Source organism: Rhodovulum sp. P5, assembly GCF_002079305.1.
Lineage (GTDB): Bacteria > Pseudomonadota > Alphaproteobacteria > Rhodobacterales > Rhodobacteraceae > Rhodovulum.
The window spans coordinates 1,838,141-1,854,792 of the sequence record NZ_CP015039.1; the positions used below are offsets into that span (position 1 = coordinate 1,838,141).

General features: G+C 66.5%; 13 protein-coding genes. 4 read left to right on the plus strand and 9 right to left on the minus strand.

Annotated features, from left to right (window positions below; translation table 11 throughout):
• Positions 1-66: 66 nt before the first annotated feature.
• Positions 67-1,146: a polysaccharide biosynthesis/export family protein gene (locus RGUI_RS08945; protein ID WP_081532735.1), complete on the minus strand. Its 1,080-nt coding sequence runs from the start codon at positions 1,144-1,146 to the stop codon at positions 67-69.
• A 252-nt stretch (positions 1,147-1,398) separates the two neighbouring features.
• Here RGUI_RS08945 and RGUI_RS08950 point away from each other — a divergent pair, with 252 nt between their 5' ends.
• Positions 1,399-4,320: an error-prone DNA polymerase gene (locus tag RGUI_RS08950; protein WP_081532736.1), complete on the plus strand. Its 2,922-nt coding sequence runs from the start codon at positions 1,399-1,401 to the stop codon at positions 4,318-4,320.
• Between the two features lie 14 nt (positions 4,321-4,334).
• Here RGUI_RS08950 and RGUI_RS08955 read toward each other — a convergent pair whose 3' ends face one another.
• The 7 genes from RGUI_RS08955 to RGUI_RS08980 all read right to left on the minus strand — a co-directional run bounded on the left by RGUI_RS08955 (position 4,335) and on the right by RGUI_RS08980 (position 12,549).
• A complete protein-coding gene (locus tag RGUI_RS08955) occupies positions 4,335-5,015 on the minus strand; it encodes a VPLPA-CTERM sorting domain-containing protein (protein ID WP_081532737.1) in 681 nt (226 codons plus the stop codon).
• Between the two features lie 105 nt (positions 5,016-5,120).
• Positions 5,121-6,419: a lytic murein transglycosylase gene (locus tag RGUI_RS08960; protein WP_081532738.1), complete on the minus strand. Its 1,299-nt coding sequence runs from the start codon at positions 6,417-6,419 to the stop codon at positions 5,121-5,123.
• 129 nt (positions 6,420-6,548) lie between these two features.
• Positions 6,549-8,804, minus strand: coding sequence for a ribonuclease R (rnr, locus tag RGUI_RS08965; protein ID WP_081532739.1), 2,256 nt, complete (start codon positions 8,802-8,804; stop codon positions 6,549-6,551).
• A 53-nt stretch (positions 8,805-8,857) separates the two neighbouring features.
• Positions 8,858-10,006 (minus strand): succinyl-diaminopimelate desuccinylase, encoded by a 1,149-nt coding sequence (gene dapE, locus RGUI_RS08970; RefSeq protein WP_081532740.1) that lies wholly within the window; start codon positions 10,004-10,006, stop codon positions 8,858-8,860.
• 67 nt (positions 10,007-10,073) lie between these two features.
• Positions 10,074-10,793, minus strand: a complete 720-nt coding sequence (locus RGUI_RS22495; protein WP_371587422.1) for a VWA-like domain-containing protein — start codon at positions 10,791-10,793, stop codon at positions 10,074-10,076.
• Entirely contained in the window at positions 10,724-11,431 is a 708-nt protein-coding gene (locus RGUI_RS22115) for a hypothetical protein (RefSeq protein ID WP_371587358.1), read from the minus strand. Before RGUI_RS22115 ends, RGUI_RS22495 begins: the two co-directional genes overlap by 70 nt.
• Complete coding sequence (locus RGUI_RS08980; protein ID WP_081532741.1) at positions 11,431-12,549, minus strand: AAA family ATPase; 1,119 nt, start codon at positions 12,547-12,549, stop codon at positions 11,431-11,433. Before RGUI_RS08980 ends, RGUI_RS22115 begins: the two co-directional genes overlap by 1 nt.
• A 210-nt stretch (positions 12,550-12,759) precedes the next feature.
• Between RGUI_RS08980 and RGUI_RS21190 the strand changes: the two genes are divergently transcribed.
• Positions 12,760-12,918, plus strand: coding sequence for a hypothetical protein (locus RGUI_RS21190; protein WP_156882922.1), 159 nt, complete (start codon positions 12,760-12,762; stop codon positions 12,916-12,918).
• Between the two features lie 12 nt (positions 12,919-12,930).
• On the plus strand, positions 12,931-13,062 hold the full coding sequence (gene hemP / locus RGUI_RS08985; RefSeq protein WP_081532742.1) for a hemin uptake protein HemP: 132 nt from the start codon (positions 12,931-12,933) through the stop codon (positions 13,060-13,062).
• A 37-nt stretch (positions 13,063-13,099) separates the two neighbouring features.
• Here hemP and RGUI_RS08990 read toward each other — a convergent pair whose 3' ends face one another.
• Complete coding sequence (locus RGUI_RS08990; RefSeq protein ID WP_081532743.1) at positions 13,100-14,866, minus strand: methyl-accepting chemotaxis protein; 1,767 nt, start codon at positions 14,864-14,866, stop codon at positions 13,100-13,102.
• Between the two features lie 436 nt (positions 14,867-15,302).
• Between RGUI_RS08990 and RGUI_RS08995 the strand changes: the two genes are divergently transcribed.
• The gene (locus RGUI_RS08995; protein ID WP_081532744.1) at positions 15,303-16,625 is read left to right on the plus strand and encodes an AarF/ABC1/UbiB kinase family protein; all 1,323 of its coding nucleotides are present in this window, start codon (positions 15,303-15,305) and stop codon (positions 16,623-16,625) included.
• Positions 16,626-16,652 lie beyond the last annotated feature (27 nt).

Below are 16,652 nucleotides of genomic sequence, written 5' to 3' on the forward strand. Positions count from 1 at the left end.
CCGGGCCGGTTGGGGCCTTGGTCGCCGACCGGTCCAACAGGGCCGCGACAGGCGCGGCTCGTGCCCCTATTGCCCCAGGTTCTGGGCGCTGTTCAGCGGCGCCAGACTGCCCGATACGATGGACAGCGCCTTCATCAGAGACACATAAGGTGCTTCGCTGACATAGACGGTATCGCCATCGCGGATCATGAATTCACGGGCCAAGAAGATGCCGGTCGGCTGGGTCAGATCAAGGACATAGACCACCCGCTGCGGGTTGGTCAGGTCATTGCTGCCGACCACGGCCCGTGCCGTCCCGGCCGGTTCGTTGCGCAGGATGAACACGCCCTTGGGATTGGCAAGGTTGGTGGCCAGCCCGCCGACCTGAGCGATCGCCTCCACCGCGGTCAGGGTCTGCTTTTCGAACGGGATGCGCCGTTGCGCGACCGTGGCCCCCAGCGCGGTAAAGCTGCGCGTATCCCGCTCTACCAGGATGCGGTCGCCGTTGCGCAGGGCGACATCGAATTCCGGATGTTCATAGACATCCTCGAACCAGACCTGCCCCCGCTGCCGTCCCCGCAGAATCGTGATGCGGGCCACTTCCGGCGGGACCGAAACCCCCCCGGCGGTCGCCAGCATGGCGGTCAGCGTGCGGTTCGGCCGTTCGATCGGATAGACACCCTGCTTGCCCACGCCGCCCGCAACCGAAACCGTGGCGCCGTCCCCCGCGGTGCGGTTCACCAGAACCTGCGGGTCGGGCGACACGTCGGCAAGCTTTTCGGTGATGATCCTGCGCAATTCCTCCGGCGTCTTGCCGGCGGCAAGGATCCGGCCCGCATAGGGGACGAAGATGAACCCGTCCCCGTCCACCTGAATCGCCTGCAGCGCCGCGGCGTTGGTATCGGCACCGGCCAGAAGCCCGATATCGACACTTTCAAAAACCGTCAGGGCAAGCGTATCGCCGACCCGGATCCGGTCGGGCGCGATGACCGGGGCATGCACGAATTGCGACGGAAAGGCCGGGGCCGGCACCGGCGCCGTGGCCTTCGCCACCCGGTTGTCGACCAGCACCACATAGGCGTCGCCGCTTTTCTGGATCGAGCTTTCGATCAGTTCCGACGGGCTTGGCCCCGAACGCGGCAGACCGCAGCCCGCCAAAGACGCCATGATGGCGACCAGCGCAAGACCCCTCGCCTGTGGAAAACGTGCCTGCCGCCGCGATAATTTCATTGATTTCCGAAACACAGAATGCCCAGCCCCTGACCGGTCTAGTGAATTGTATCGCAAAAGACCAGCGGCCGGAGGCGCGCAGTCCACCCATCGCACACACCGGGCAGATCCTGAGTCCAAGATATCACAGTCGACCCGTCACGACCGACTCCCGATGAGAACAAAGGGGGAATATAATGCCGAGTCGCCATGTTCGCCGAATTGTCCATCACCTCGAACTTCAGCTTCCTGACGGGCGCGTCGCACCCCGAGGAATACATGCACCGTGCCGCGCTTCTGGGGATCGGGGCGCTGGCCGTGGCCGATGAAAACGCCGTGGCCGGCATCGTGCGTGCCCATAGCGCGGCGCGAGAGATCGCCCGGGCCGTGCGGGACCGTCGCGCCGCCGATGCCGACCCCATCGGCCCGCCGCGGCCGGCGCATATCCCCGCCCCGCCATCGGCCCCGATCTACACCGTGCCGCGGCTGATCCCCGCCGCGCGGTTGGTGCTGGAGGACGGGTTTGCCGCCACCGCCCTGCCCCGCGACCGCGCGGCGTGGGGACGGCTCTGCCGGATGCTGTCCAAGGGGCGGCTGCGGGCGGCCAAGGGGGACTGCCGTCTCACCCTGGGCGATCTTCTGGACCGGGGCGCGGGGCTGGACTTCCTGCTCCACCCGCCACAGGCGGCCCCGCAACCGCGCGGCGCGGGCGCATGGGTGAAACAGGCACAGCGGCTGACGCGCCGCTTCCCCGGGCAGGTGTCGCTGCTGATGGCCCCGGTCTATGACGGGCAGGATGCCGCCCGCTTTGACCGGCTTGCGCAACTGGGGCAGCGGCTGGGCCTGCCAACGGTCACCTCGGCGCAGCCATTGATGCATCACGCCCGCCGCCGACAGCTTGCCGATGTGCTGACCGCGATCCGCACCGGCACCCGCGTCGACGCCCTGGGCCGGGCCGCGCTGGCCAATGCCGAGCGGCGCCTGCGGTCAGAGGCAGAGATGCTGCGCCTGTTCCGCGGGCACGAGGCCGCCGTGCATCGCAGCGGCGAGATCGCCGCCCGCTGCACCTTCTCGCTGGACGAACTGCACTATGAATACCCTTCGGAACTGACCGGGGAGGAGACGGCGGCCCAGCGCCTGACCCGCCTTGCCCGGGCCGGGCTGAACTGGCGCTATCCCGATGGCGCGCCGGACCGGGTGCGCGCCATGATGGATCACGAACTCGCCCTCATCGCGAAGCTGAATTACGAGCCCTATTTCCTGACCGTCCATGACATCGTCGCCTTTGCCCGGTCCCGCGGCATCCTGTGTCAGGGGCGCGGGTCGGCGGCCAATTCGGTGGTCTGCTACGCCCTTGGCGTCACCTCGGTCAGCCCCGAGATCGGCACCATGGTGTTCGAGCGTTTCGTGTCAGAGGCCCGCGACGAGCCCCCCGATATCGACGTCGATTTCGAACACGAACGGCGGGAGGAGGTGATCCAGCATATCTACGACCGCTACGGCCGCCACCGCGCCGGGCTTTGCGCCACCGTCATCCATTACCGCGGCAAGCGCGCCGTGCGCGAGGTCGGCCGGGCGATGGGCCTGTCCGAAGATACGCTCGCCGCGATGTCCAGCCAGATCTGGGGCTGGGGGTCGGGCGCGATCGAAGATCACCGGCTGGCCGAGATCGGCCTTGACCCAGCCGATCCACGCCTGCGCCGCACACTCGCCCTGATCCACGACATTCAGGGCTTCCCCCGGCACCTGTCCCAGCATGTCGGCGGCTTTGTCATCACCGAAGGCCGGCTTGACGAACTTGTGCCCATCGAGAACGCCACGATGGAGGGGCGCACGGTCATCTGCTGGGACAAGGACGATATCGACGCGCTCGGCATCCTCAAGGTCGACGTGCTGGCCCTGGGCATGCTGACCTGCCTGCGCAAGGCGTTCGACCTGATCGCGGTCCATCATGGTCAGCGGCTGGACCTCGCCACCCTGCCTGCCGAAGACCCCGCCACCTATGACATGCTCTGCCGGGCCGATTCCCTTGGCGTCTTTCAGGTGGAAAGCCGGGCGCAGATGAACTTCCTGCCGCGGATGCGCCCGCGGAAATTCTATGACCTCGTGATCCAGGTGGCGATCATCCGCCCCGGCCCCATTCAGGGCGACATGGTCCACCCCTATCTGCGCCGCCGGAACGGAGAGGAAGAGGTTCGTTTCCCCTCCGACGAACTGGGCCGGGTGCTGGGCAAGACGCTGGGCGTGCCGCTGTTTCAGGAACAGGCCATGCAGATCGCCATCACCGGCGCAGGGTTTTCACCGGAGGAGGCCGACCGCCTGCGCCGCTCGCTCGCCACCTTCAAGAAGCACGGCTCGGTCAGTGAATTCCGCGGCCGCTTTCTGAAAGGCATGGCCGCCAATGGCTATGATCGCGACTTCGCCGAACGCTGCTTTTCCCAGATCGAGGGGTTCGGGTCTTACGGCTTCCCCGAAAGCCATGCGGCCAGCTTCGCGCTGCTGGTCTATGCCTCGGCGTGGATCAAGCGGCACCACCCGGCCATCTTCGCCTGCGCGCTGCTGAACGCGCAACCGATGGGGTTTTACGCCCCCGCCCAGATCGTGCGCGATGCCCGTGAACACGGGGTCACGGTGCGCCCTGTCTGCATCAATGCCAGCCACTGGGACAACACCGTCGAACCCGACAGCCATGGCGGGCTGGCGTTGCGGCTGGGCTTTCGCCAGATCCGCGGCCTGCCCGAGGATGAGGTGCTCTGGATCACCAGCGCACGCGGCAACGGTTACCGGTCGGTCGAGGATGTCTGGCGCCGCGCCGGCCTGCCGCCCGCCCTGATCCGGACACTGGCCGAGGCCGATGCGTTTGCCGGGCTGGCGCTGTCCCGGCGCGAGGCCTCTTGGGCCGCCCGTGCGCTGACCAGCCCGACACCGCTGCCGCTGTTCCACGACGATCTGGACGGAGAGGGGATCGTGGAGCCCAAGGTCACGCTGCCGAAGATGGGCGAGGGTGAAGAGGTCGTCGAGGACTATCTTGCCCTGCGCCTGACGCTCCGCCGCCATCCCGTCGCGCTGCTCCGCCACCGGTTGACGCCACAGCGAAAACAGAAAGGGGGCCGCGAAGGCCCCCTCCCTTGACGATATGACAGGGGTCAGGCGCCGCGGCGGCGCAGCCCGACAACGCCAAAGCCCGCAAGCGCCGTCAAGACCAGCGGAAGCCCCGCGGGCAGCGGCACGACCGGACTGCCATCGCCGATCACGAAGGAGATCGACTCGCCGCTGAGCGCGTCGGTGACCGTGTAGGTGCCTTCGTACATGTTCAACGACGCAAAGGTCTGACCGGTCACCAGCCAGTTCTGGTCCGGCGTCCAGATGCCGTTCACGACATCGGCCGATTCCACGCCGAGCCCGGGATAAAGGTCGTTGCCGTCGAACATGTAGGTCGCAAAGCCCTTCTCGCCGGACGTGACGGTCCACGGGAAGTAATCGACGTCCCACGGGCCGACACCGTCTGCCCAGTCCCATGCCGAGAAATCCGTCCCGGCGTTGAAGCCATAGCTCGCATCCACCTGGCCGACGGACGTACCGCCCATGATGCTCGCCGCGGGTGCGGCGGAATAGTCATAGTATTGAATGCCGACATTGCCCCACGTATGGGCCGTGCCCAGATCGACAAGTCCGGTAAGGTCGATCGAGCCGGAAGACTCCATCACCACGTCGCCGCTGACCTCACTGAACGTAAAGACCAGCGCCGCCTCGGACATGTCCGGAACCGCCGTCATCGCGACACAGGCCAGACCGCCCGCGGCAAGTGTACTCTTGATAAACGCCATGATACCCCCATTGACGAAACGCAGGCCCCAAACCAATTTCGCGGCCTGTCATCGCAACATAACATCGACGGTCCGCGCGATCTACAAGAACGCGTGGCGGGTCACTCACCTCATGCGGTTCAGCAGATCGAGGCTTGCATAGCCGTCCGGCGCCATGCCGACCGATTTCTGATAGGCCCTGACCGCGGCAATCGTATTGGGGCCGATCCGGCCATCGATGCCCTGGGTATCGAACCCGGCCTGCGTCAGACGTTCCTGCAACTCCTTGCGCTCGGCCAGCCGCAGCGCACGGTCGCCACGGGGCCAGGACGCCTGTATTGCCGGGCCGCCCGCGATCCGGTCCGACAGATGCCCCACCCCGATCACATAGGCATCGGCGGTGTTGTAGCGTTCGATCACCGCGAAATTGTCGAAGATCATGAAGGCCGCCCCCTCGGCCCCCGCGGGCAGCAGGATCGAGGCGCGGCCGTAATCGGGCACGGCCTTTCCGCGGATGTCGCGCACGCCCAGCGCGGTCCAGTCCGACGGCATCCGCATATCGGCGCGGTCCGCAAGTTCCACATCGAAGTCCCGCGGCAGGCGCACCTCCACCCCCCAGGGCTGGCCCTTGGTCCAGCCAAAGCGCGCCAGATACGCCGCGGTGGAGGCCAGCGCATCCGCCGGATCGTCGGCCCAGATATCGCGCCGCCCGTCGCCGGTGAAATCCACCGCATGTTCGAGATAGGAGGTCGGAATGAACTGGGTATGGCCCATCGCCCCCGCCCATGACCCGGTCATGTGCCGCGCGTCGGTATCGCCCGCCTGCAGGATCTTCAGCGCCGCGATCAACTGCCCCTCGAAGAAGGTTCCCCGCCGCCCGTCAAAGGCCAGCGTCGCCAGCGCCTCGATAATCGGGGTCGATCCGCGATAGCTGCCATAGGCGCTTTCCAGCCCCCAGATCGCGACGACGACCTCTTTCTCGACACCGTATCTGGCCTCGATCCGATCCAGCATCTGCCGATTGTCGGCCAGCGCCGCCTGGCCATTGCGCACCCGCGTCTCGGACACCGCGGAATCGAGATAGTCCCAGATCGTCTTGGTGAATTCCGACTGGTTGCGGTCCCGCTGGATCACATCGGTGTTGTAGCGTATCCCGCTGAACGCGGTATCGAAGACATCTGCCGAAATGCCTTGGCCCAGCGCCCGGTCGCGAAAACCCGCGATCCAGCGCTGAAAGGCGCGATTGGCGGTGGAAATCTGCATCGTCGTCACCCCTGCCCCGGCAACCTGCCCGACGGTCAGGGCAATCGTGCCCGGCCGTGGCACCGGAAACGGGGAGCGCTGCAACTCCATCGCGCTACTCGCCACGGCCCCAAGGCCCATGGCGGCGGCCACACAGGCGGCCGTGTACGTCCTGATCGACATCTGCTCGGTCCTTCCCGAAGAGGGGCGCCCGGTTTCGGGCCGTTATTCTTGGGGCGGAGTGTACCGCGAACGGCCGAAATCTCAAAGCAGCGAAAAAGACCGGGCCTCGCGCCGGCCGGCCCCTGGCCCTTAGCGGCGTTTCCGGGTGACCTTGCGGCGGGTCTTCGCCGCCTTTGCCTTGGCCTGCCCGACCTTGCGCCGGGCCGGGCGCCCCCGAACACGGGTCGGCCCGGTGCGCACCGCCTTGTCCTCGATCGACAAAAGCTCCAGCGTCAGGCCGCCGGTCACCGGCACCGCTTCGGACAGGCGCACGGTCACGCGCTGACCGATGCCGATTTCCAGCCCCGTATCCGCCCCCATCAGGGTCTGCGCCTCGCGGTCATAGTGGAAATACTCGTTGCCCAATTCCCGGATCGGGATCAGCCCGTCGGCACCGCTTTCATCAAGCGTCACGAACACGCCGAACCGCGCGATGCCAGAGACACGCCCCGAAAACTCGTTACCCACCCGTTCAGACAGATAGGCGGCAAGATACCGGTCGGTGGTGTCGCGTTCGGCCGTCATCGACCGGCGCTCGGTTTCCGAGATATGCTGCGCGGTCGCTTCCAGCGTGTCGATATCCTCGGGGCTTAGGCCGTCCTTGCCCCAGCCATGGGCCGTGATCAGCGCGCGGTGCACGATCAGATCCGCATAGCGCCGGATGGGGGAGGTGAAATGCGCGTAGGACCGAAGCGCCAGCCCGAAATGCCCGAAGTTTTCGGGGTTGTAGTAAGCCTGCGTCATCGACCGCAGCGTCGAGAGGTTGATCAATTCGGAGAACTCGCTGCCCACCGCCTGATCCAGCAGGTCGTTCAACTGGCGCGTATGCAAGACCTGCCCCTTGGCCAGCGTAAAGCCCGAGGCCGCGGCGACGTCGCGCAACGCGTCCAGCTTCTCCGGAGAGGGTTCCTCATGCACGCGGAACAAAAGGGGCCGGTGCAGACGGGTCAGTTCCTCGGCCGCCGCGACATTGGCAAGAACCATGAACTCCTCGATCAGCCGGTGCGCATCCAGACGGTCGCGGAACCGGACCGAGGTGACATGGCCGTCCTCGCTCAGTTCGATCTTCCGCTCCGGCAGGTCCAGATCCAGCGGTTGCCTTGCCTCGCGCGCGCGGGTCAGCGCCCCATAGGCGCCGTAAAGCGGGCGGATCACATCCTCCAGCAGGGGCGCGGTCCGCTCGCTCGGATGGCCGTCCTGCGCCGCCTGCACCTCTTCATAGGCCAGCGCGCCGGCAGACTGCATCAGCCCACGGGTGAACCGGTGGGACAGCTTGTTGCCGTTGGCGTCGATCTTCATCCGCACCGCGATACAGGCCCGCGGGACGCCCTCATGCAAGCTGCACAGGTCCCCCGACAACCGGTCGGGCAGCATCGGCACCACGCGGTCGGGGAAGTAGGTGGAATTGCCGCGCTTGCGCGCCTCCCGGTCCAGCGCCGACCCGGGTGTCACGTAATGGGCGACATCGGCGATGGCGACCCACAGCAGATACCCGCCCTCGTTCCTGGGGTCATCGTCGGGCATGGCCAGCACCGCATCGTCGCGGTCGCGGGCATCGGCGGGGTCGATGGTAACCAGCGGCAGGGCGCGCAGATCCTCGCGCTCCCCCAGCCCGGCGGGTCTGGCGCGGTCGGCCTCCTCAATCACACGGTCGGGAAACGCGTCGGGTATGCCATGCTGGTGGATCGCGATCAGGCTGACGGCCTTGGGCGCGGCCGGGTCGCCCAAGCGTTCCACGACCCGCGCCCGCTGAAGCCCCATGCGTCCGCGGGGGCCGGCCTGTTCGGCCTCCACCAACTCACCGTCCTTCGCGCCGTGGGTGGCACTCGCCGCGACCTGCCATTCCTTGTCGGCGCCCTTGTCGATGGGCACGATCCGCCCGCCCTCGGCCCCCTTGCGGAAGATGCCAAGAATGCGCCGCGGATTGGTGCCGATCTTTCGGATCAGCCGCGCCTCGTACTGATGGTCGTCGCCGCGGACCTCTTGCAGGCGCGCGAGGATCCGGTCGCCCTCGCCCAGCGCCCCGTCGGTCTGGCGCGCAATAAACAGCACCCGCGGCTCCGGCCCCTCGCCATGCCATTCCAGCGGCTTGGCGAACAGGTCACCATCGGGCGTCGGGGCCAGCATCTGCAGGACCGACACCGGCGGCAACCGTTCGGGGTCGCGATAGGTCTTGCGGCGCTTTTCCAGATGCCCCTCGTCCTCCAGCTCCTTCAGCACGCGTTTCAGGTCGATCCGGTCGGCGCCCTTTATCCCGAACGCCTTGGCGATATCGCGCTTGGAGGTCTGGCCGGGATTGGCGGCAATCCAGTCGAGGATCTGGGTCTTGGAGGGGATTTGGCTCATGCGCTCAGAGGTAGCACGGCCCCCCTGCCCCGTCAGCCGGAATCGCGGGCCGCTCAGGCGAAATAGCCCGACAGGATGCGGCTGTAGATCCGCGTCAGGGTCTCGATCTGCGCGATCTCCACCCGCTCATCGACCTGGTGCATGGTCTTGCCCACAAGGCCGAATTCCACCACCGGGCAGAAATCCTTGACGAAACGGGCATCCGACGTGCCACCCGAGGTCGACAACTCCGGCCGCCGCCCGGTTTCAGCCTCCACCGCGCTGGCCACCAGATCGGACAGCGGCCCCGGCGGGGTCAGGAAGCTTTCGCCCGACACCTTGATCTCCATGTCAAAGCGGATGCCGGTTTCTTCGGTAATCTTGTCGGCCTCCGCCCGAAGCCAGTCGGTCAGACTGTCGGAGGAATGCACCTCGTTGAAGCGGATGTTGACGGTGGCATGGCAGACACCCGGAATCACGTTGGTCGCCGGATTGCCGGTGTCGAAGGTCGTCACCGCAAGCGTCGAGGGGTCGAAATGCGGTGTGCCCTCGTCCAGCGGATAGGCGGCCAGCCGCTCCACCAGCCGGGCCATCGCCGGGATCGGGTTTTGCGCCCGGTGCGGATAGGCGGCATGGCCCTGCCGCCCATGCGCCGTGAAATAGGCAGTCATCGAGCCGCGCCGCCCGATCTTCATCATGTCGCCCATGTCTTCGCGGCTGGTCGGCTCTCCCACAAGGCAGGCCGACATATGCTCCCCTTGCGTCGCCATCCAGTCGAGTATCGCGGTCGTGCCGTCGACGGCGTCGCCTTCCTCGTCCCCGGTCAGCGTGATGACGATGGCGCCCTCTGGCGGTGTCTCGGTCACGAAGTCGATGGCCGCCGCCACGAAGGCCGCAACGCCCGATTTCATGTCGGTCGCACCCCGCCCCCATAGCCAACCATCGCGCCGGTCCGCCCCGAACGGGTCGGCCGTCCATGCGGCGGTGTCGCCCGCCGGCACGACATCGGTGTGACCGTTGAACCCGAAGGTCTTCGGGTGCCCCTTGCCCCCCCAGCGCGCGAAAAGGTTCGCCACGCCACCGCGGTCGGCCCGGTGGCATTCGAACCCCGCGGCGGCAAGCCGGGCCTCGACCAGCCGCAGCGCGCCGCCTTCCGTGGGGGTCACCGACCGGCAGCGGATCAACTCGGCGGTCAGGGCAATCGGGTCGGCTGGGTCGGTCATGGCGCGTCTCTTCTGGCTGGCGGACCAGCGATATCCTGCCCGATGCCGCACCGCAATAGCACGCCCCTCATCGCCCCAGCCCCAGCACCCGGCCAAAGGGCGCACCCTCGCGCGGCGGGTCGCCCGGCACCGCCCAGACCACCGGCAGCCCCGTGGGCGGGGGCGGGCCGAACGGCCCCTGCAGATCGGTCAGGATCACGATGGCCGAGGGGTTCAGCGCCAGCGCTTCCTCCATCACGCCGATGAACGACGTACCGCCGTCGCGGCTGAACAGGATGTCGGTGATCTGCCGCTCCCACAGCCCGCCGCCCATCTTGGCGCGGTTGCGCACGGCCACGTCGAAGACCAGCACATGGGTCTCTGCCCCGGTGCGTTTCGCGATGCCCGCCACCTGGGCTGCGAACATCGCCAGCAGCGTGCCGTCGACAGAGCCGGAGCTGTCGACACCGACAACGATCCGCGGAATGTCCTTCTCCCGCACCCAGCCGGGTTCATAGGCCGGGTCGGGCCCACCGTTTTCGCGCGCATCGCTGTCGCGCGCCAGCCAGCGCCGTGCGGGCCGGGTGCCGCGGGGCTGGGGGTGGTGCATCACCGCGCGGGTGACAAGGCCGCGCAAGACGACCTCCCACGGCGTATGGACGGTCGGCAGATCGGCCAGCCGGTGCCCGATCATGCCGATGCCGTGGCCCGCCAGCCGCCCGGCCTCCATCGCGCGGGTCACACGCTGGCGCCACTCCGCGTCTTCCTCGCGCCCCGCGCCGTCGTCGTTCTCGGTCCCTGCGTCGATATCGGGGCGGAACCCTTGGCCGTCGGCATAGGCGCGGGCGGCCTCGGCCAGTGCGCCGCCGGGCCGGGGGCGTTCGCCGCCTTCGCTGCCGCTGCCGCCACTCTCGCCCTTGGCGCCGCCGCTGCGATCGCCGCGCGGCCCCCTTTTGCCCCCTGCCGCGCGCCGCCGTCCTGCATCAGCAAGATGTAAAGGCGTTCGGCATCGTATTTCGTCACCGCCTCCTCGCCCTTCATCTCCTCCCGCGTGGTGGCCTTCAAAAGCCCCGTCAGCCGCACCAGCGGCCGCGGCAGGATGTGCCCCGACAGAAGCAGCGTCTCATTCACGATGGCGTCGGTGGCGAGGTTGAAGATGTCCTGATCGAACCGGTTCCCGAAGCGGACGAACATCGCCCGCGACCGCGGCGCATGGCGGAACGCGATATGCAGGATGTGGTGGGCGGCCAGCCCCATCTGTTCAGGCAGGCTCAACCCCTCATAGGTGGGACCGTAGTAGATCGCCTTGCCGTCGGTCCAGGCGGGACCATCCTGCACGTCGCTGTCCAGATGGGTGCACCACAGCGCCAGCCCGGCAAAGGCCGGGTCCTGCTCGGCCAGCTTCTGCAATGCGCGGGTGGCGCGGGCGGAATGGCGTTGAAGCATCACGCCAGCCCCGCCGCCTCCCGCTCCTTCGCATAGGCCTTGTAGGCGTCATGGGCCAGGAACCGCTGCCCGATCCCAAGCTCCAGCCCCTTGCGGATCAGCCCTTCAAATCCGTAGGTGCACAACTCCCCCAACGGCATCCGCTTGAAGTCGTCTTCCTCCCGCAGGCGGGCAAGCTGCCGGATATCGGCCATGATATCGATGGCACCATTGACGTTGCGCGCATCGAGGATTCCGATCAGCCCGTAGATCAGCGCGTTCAGCCCATGCATCGACGCGGGGTAAAGCGCGATCCGCGCCTTGCGGTCGGCCTCCAGCATGTCCTGCACCTGCACCGTGGCGGCGATGTCGTCGGCGATCAGCGCAAATTCCGCGGCCACCGCATCGCCCACCGTGCCCGCCACCAGAATATTGCGCATCCGCCGGTCGGGCACCGCCTGCATGATCTGGCTGACCCGTTCCCAACTGCGCGGCGTGGTGGCGATCAGGTGGCCCTGTTCCAAAGCCTGCTCGGTCGTGTCCAGCAGATCCGCCCGCGTCTTGATAAAGGCGACCACGGTCGGGTGAAGCCCCTTCGGCACCGCGTAATTGTCCAGCCAGTCGGCCGCCGCAGCCTGCACATGCAGATGGATCAGGCGGTCAGACAGCGCGGTGTTCATCTGATAGGCAATCGCGCCGTCCTCCACCGTATTGCCCGCGGCCACGATGAACACGCTGTCCGGCAACCGGTGCCGCCCCACGCGTCGTTCCTGCAACAACCCATAGACCGTGGGCTGCAACATGGGCGAGGCCGCGGTCAGTTCATCGAGGAACAGGATCGCGGGATGCGCCGGATCATCGGGCAGATCCTCGGGCCGGTACCACTTGGTCTTCTGGCTCTGATGGTCATAGTAGGGCAGGCCGCGCAGATCCTGCGGCTCGATGGTCGTCAGGCGCAAATCGAACAGCAGGCCGCCCATGTCGCGGGCCAACTGCTCCACCACCTGCGTCTTGCCCACGCCGGGCCGCCCATGCAGCATGTAGGAGGCCAGCATGTGCCCGTCCTTCTGCACCTGCCAGGCGGTGCGCAGCGCGTCCAGCGCCTCCCCCGCCGACACGATCATCGCGTTTACGCTCATCGGTCCTCCTGTCCTGCCGGTACGACCCCGCTATCTAGGGCGGTCTTGGCGCGGATCACGGGACGCGCGCGTCATCAGTCGGCGACCCGCCCTGATCGGGCATGAAAGGAGTGGCTTTACATATCCGACCGTTTCAGTCAGACTTTAACGCATGCTCCCAGCCACACCCAAGGTCAGCCCGGAGTCCGTCGATCCAGATCGGAGGTGAGAATGCGACAGAATCCGTCAGACCAAATCCCCGCCGGGGACTCTTTCCAGACGCCGCTGCGCGATCTCTGGCACGAAGTCCTCTCGACGGGGCTGTTCGAGGTGTCCTCGGGCGAACGCTTCGTCGAGCAGATGATCGACCGGATCGAACGACGGCCCTGATCGACCGTGGCCATGCAAGACCAGACCCCGACACATGACGCCCGCATCCTGACAGGCGGGGGCACCTGCGCGGTCATCGTGCTGGACGGTATCCCCTATACCTTGCGCATCACGCGCGCGGGCAAGCTGATCCTGACCAAATAGGCCGGCCGCGCCACGGGCGTTTCAGCCGCAGGCCGCCTCAGGCGGCTTGCGTATGAAAGCCGCCATTGTCCCCGCGCAGCCGGAAGAGCGATACAAGATCGCGCAGTTCCTGAACCTCGTTCTGCATCGCCGTGGTCGCGGCGGTCGCCTCTTCCACCATGGCCGCGTTCTGCTGAGTCACGCGGTCAAGTTCGCCCACGCCGATATTGATCTCGCCCAGACCGACCGATTGTTCCTGCGCGCCAGAGGCAATTTCGTCGACCATGCCCGCGATGGCGCCGACACGTTCCGCGATGTCCTTCAACGCTTCGCCCGCGCGGGCAACCAGCCCCACGCCGGATTCGACTTGCGCGGAACTGCCGCCGATCAGGTCCTTGATGTCCCGCGCCGCCTCTGCCGAACGCTGCGCCAAGGCCCGCACTTCCGACGCGACGACGGCAAATCCGCGCCCGGCCTCGCCGGCCCGCGCAGCCTCAACACCCGCGTTCAGGGCCAGAAGGTTGGTCTGGAACGCGATGTCGTCGATCACCCCGATGATCTGGCCGATCTCGTCCGAGGAGCGCTTGATCTCGGACATTGCGCCGGTCGCATTCTGCACGACCCGTCCGCTTTCCTCTGCCCGGCCACGCGCCTCGGCCACGACTCTCGACACATTGGCCGCGCTGTCGGCGGCCGACCGTACCCCGTTGGTCAGTTCGTCCATCGCCGCCGCGGTCTCTTCCAGCGTCGCGGCCTGGTTCTCGGTCCGTCGGGACAGTTCGTCCGACGCGGCCGTCAGGGCCCCGGCCCGCGCGCCGATCTCGTCCGCGTTCTTGACCACCGATCCCAGCATGTCGTTCATCCGGTCGAGCGTGGTGTTGAAATCGGAACGAAGCTGTTCGTACTCTTCGGGGAACGGCGCGTGGAGCGATTGCGACAGGTCCCCGTCCGACAGCTTTTGCAGGGCCGTGCCAAGGTCGGCCACCACGCGGGCCTGATCCTGCCGGTCTTGTTCCCGCCGTTTGGCAAGCCTTTCCGATTCCGCCAGACGGCCGCAGAATTCCGACAGCATGCGGCCAAGTTCGCCGATCTCGTCGCGCCGCGTGGCGGCATCGACGGTCACGTCGTAATGCCCGTGGGAGACCTTCTCCATCGTGCCGACGAAGGCGGCCAGCGGGCGTGTCACGGTCCGCACCAGCACCGTCGAGGCGATGGCCAGAACGACAAGGCCAAACCCCAGAAACGCCAATGACACGTTCCGAAGGGCCGCCATATCGGCGTGGATGTCCGACACATAGGCACCGGTCCCCACGAACCAGCCCCAGGGCTTGAACGCGACGACATAGCCCATCTTCATCTCGGGCACGTTCGCGCCCGGCTTCTGGAACGCGTAGTTGACCTCACCCGCGCCTTCGGCCATCCCGACCCGGCGCATCTCCTGAAACACCGGCAGCCCGTTGATGTCTGAGTAATCTGCCTGTTGGGTGCCCACCCACTCCGGTTTGAACGGGTGCACCGTCACCCTGATGTCCTTGTCGAAGGCAAAGAAGTACCCCGATTCGCCGAAGCGCATCGTCGCCAGAAGGGTGCTTCCCATCTGTTTCGCCGTTTCCTCGTCGAACTCGCCCGCCTGCGCCCTCTGGTCGAGATCGGCAAGCAGGCTGACGGCGCTTTCCAGGATGGATTCGAGTTCCTGTTCGCGCATCTGGAAGGCGTTGTCGATCGCCCGGGACAGCATCAGGAAAGACAGCAGCGCCGAAAAGACCATCGCCAGGGCGGCGATCGCATAGACGCGAACGGGAATGCGATAGAAAACTGCAGGCATGGAGCGACCTCGGGTCTGGAATTAGAGTAGAAGTTCTAAAAAACCGGGTCTTAACGACCGCTTACAGACCGCTTTCGCGACAAATTTGAACGGCCCGCACAGGGCCCGTGCCCGGTCCGCCGACCGGGCCGTTTGCTGCCGTGTGACAGCCGCCATACAGCCAATTGTTCGCCAAACTGTCTTGAAAAGGCCGGGAAATTTCGTTGATTTACCCATCAACCCTCGGCACGGCCCCGGTCACGCAACCCGCGTGGTATACACCCAATAATTGTAAACCTCTTCGCATTTCCCCGGTCCGGGCGGGCGATGTTCGCGCGATCCGCCCCGATCCGACCCACGGCCCCACAATTGAGACGGAGGGATTTGTGCCTATGTCACAGCGAAAGCCGCATCGGAAACGTATGTTCGCGGCAAAGAATCCTCATAGGTCGAATTCATGTCTGACAGCAAATCCGAGTCCCGCGCCCTTGCCGTGCCCAGCGGACGGTTATCCCGTCTTGCCCGCTTCGGCGCGCTGACCTCCAACATCGCGGGCAATGTGGCGCTGCACGGCGCGCGGCAGGTGGCGCAGGGCAAGCGCCCGCAGGCCCGCGACCTGCTGCTGACCCCCGCCAACGCCCGCAAGGTGGCCGACCAGTTGGCGCATATGCGCGGCGCGGCGATGAAGGTGGGGCAGCTGATCTCGATGGATGCGGGCGACATGCTGCCGCCGGAACTGTCCGACATCATGGCGCGCCTGCGCGCGGACGCCCATTACATGCCGGGCGGACAGTTGAAGAAGGTGCTGATCGACAACTGGGGCGCCGACTGGCAGAAGCGCTTCGACAAGTTTCAGGTCCGGCCCATCGCGGCGGCCTCCATCGGGCAGGTGCACCGGGCGCATACCAAAGACGGCCGCGATCTGGCGATCAAGGTGCAGTATCCCGGCGTTCGCCGCTCCATCGACAGTGACGTCAACAACGTGGCGGGCCTGATGCGGATCTCGGGCGTGATGCCGAAGGAACTGGATATCGCACCGATGCTGGCCGAGGCCAAGCGCCAGTTGCACGAAGAAGCGGATTACGAGCGCGAGGGCCGCTATCTGCGCCGCTTCTCCGAATTGCTGGCCGATGCGCCCGATTTCGTGGTGCCGCAACTGCACCAGGACCTGACCACCGAGAACGTTCTGGCGATGGACTATGTCGCGGGCGTGGGCATCGAAACCCTGATCGACGCCCCGCAGGAGGAACGCGACCGGGTCATGACCCTGCTGATCAGCCTGCTGTTCCGGGAGTTGTTCGAATTCCGCCTGATGCAGACCGACCCGAATTTCGCCAACTACCGCTACGACCCCGAAACCCGCAAGGTGATCCTGCTCGACTTCGGCGCCTCGCGCGAATTCCCCGCCGCGATGACCGAGCAGTTCCGCCGCCTGATGCGCGCGGGGCTGGACGGCGACCGGGCGGGCGTGCGGCAGGCGATCCTGGATATCGGCTTCTTCGCCGAGGATACGGCGGCCCACCACAAGGACACCATGCTGAACATGTTCGAGATGTCGCTGGAACCGATCAAGCGCCCGGGCGCCTTCGACTTCGCCGACAACGACGTGGCGATGCGGATGCGCGATGCGGGCATGGAACTGGGCAAGGATCGCGACTTCTGGCACATCCCGCCGATGGACACGCTGTTCATGCAGCGCAAGTTCGGCGGAATCTACCTGCTGGCCAGCCGCATGAAAGCCCGCGTCGACCTGCGCGGAATCCTCGAACGCTATATGTAAGTCACGCGCCCCGGACCTGATCCGGGG

Bases quoted from the DNA above. Each gene is read 5' to 3' on its own strand.
- RGUI_RS08945 (WP_081532735.1), bottom strand. From the start codon at position 1,146: ATGGCGTCTTTGGCGGGCTGCGGTCTGCCGCGTTCGGGGCCAAGCCCG.
- RGUI_RS08950 (WP_081532736.1), top strand. From the start codon at position 1,399: ATGTTCGCCGAATTGTCCATCACCTCGAACTTCAGCTTCCTGACGGGC.
- RGUI_RS08955 (WP_081532737.1), bottom strand. From the start codon at position 5,015: ATGGCGTTTATCAAGAGTACACTTGCCGCGGGCGGTCTGGCCTGTGTC.
- RGUI_RS08960 (WP_081532738.1), bottom strand. From the start codon at position 6,419: ATGTCGATCAGGACGTACACGGCCGCCTGTGTGGCCGCCGCCATGGGC.
- rnr (WP_081532739.1), bottom strand. From the start codon at position 8,804: ATGAGCCAAATCCCCTCCAAGACCCAGATCCTCGACTGGATTGCCGCC.
- dapE (WP_081532740.1), bottom strand. From the start codon at position 10,006: ATGACCGACCCAGCCGACCCGATTGCCCTGACCGCCGAGTTGATCCGC.
- RGUI_RS22115 (WP_371587358.1), bottom strand. From the start codon at position 11,431: ATGCTTCAACGCCATTCCGCCCGCGCCACCCGCGCATTGCAGAAGCTG.
- RGUI_RS08980 (WP_081532741.1), bottom strand. From the start codon at position 12,549: ATGAGCGTAAACGCGATGATCGTGTCGGCGGGGGAGGCGCTGGACGCG.
- RGUI_RS21190 (WP_156882922.1), top strand. From the start codon at position 12,760: ATGCGACAGAATCCGTCAGACCAAATCCCCGCCGGGGACTCTTTCCAG.
- hemP (WP_081532742.1), top strand. From the start codon at position 12,931: ATGCAAGACCAGACCCCGACACATGACGCCCGCATCCTGACAGGCGGG.
- RGUI_RS08990 (WP_081532743.1), bottom strand. From the start codon at position 14,866: ATGCCTGCAGTTTTCTATCGCATTCCCGTTCGCGTCTATGCGATCGCC.
- RGUI_RS08995 (WP_081532744.1), top strand. From the start codon at position 15,303: ATGTCTGACAGCAAATCCGAGTCCCGCGCCCTTGCCGTGCCCAGCGGA.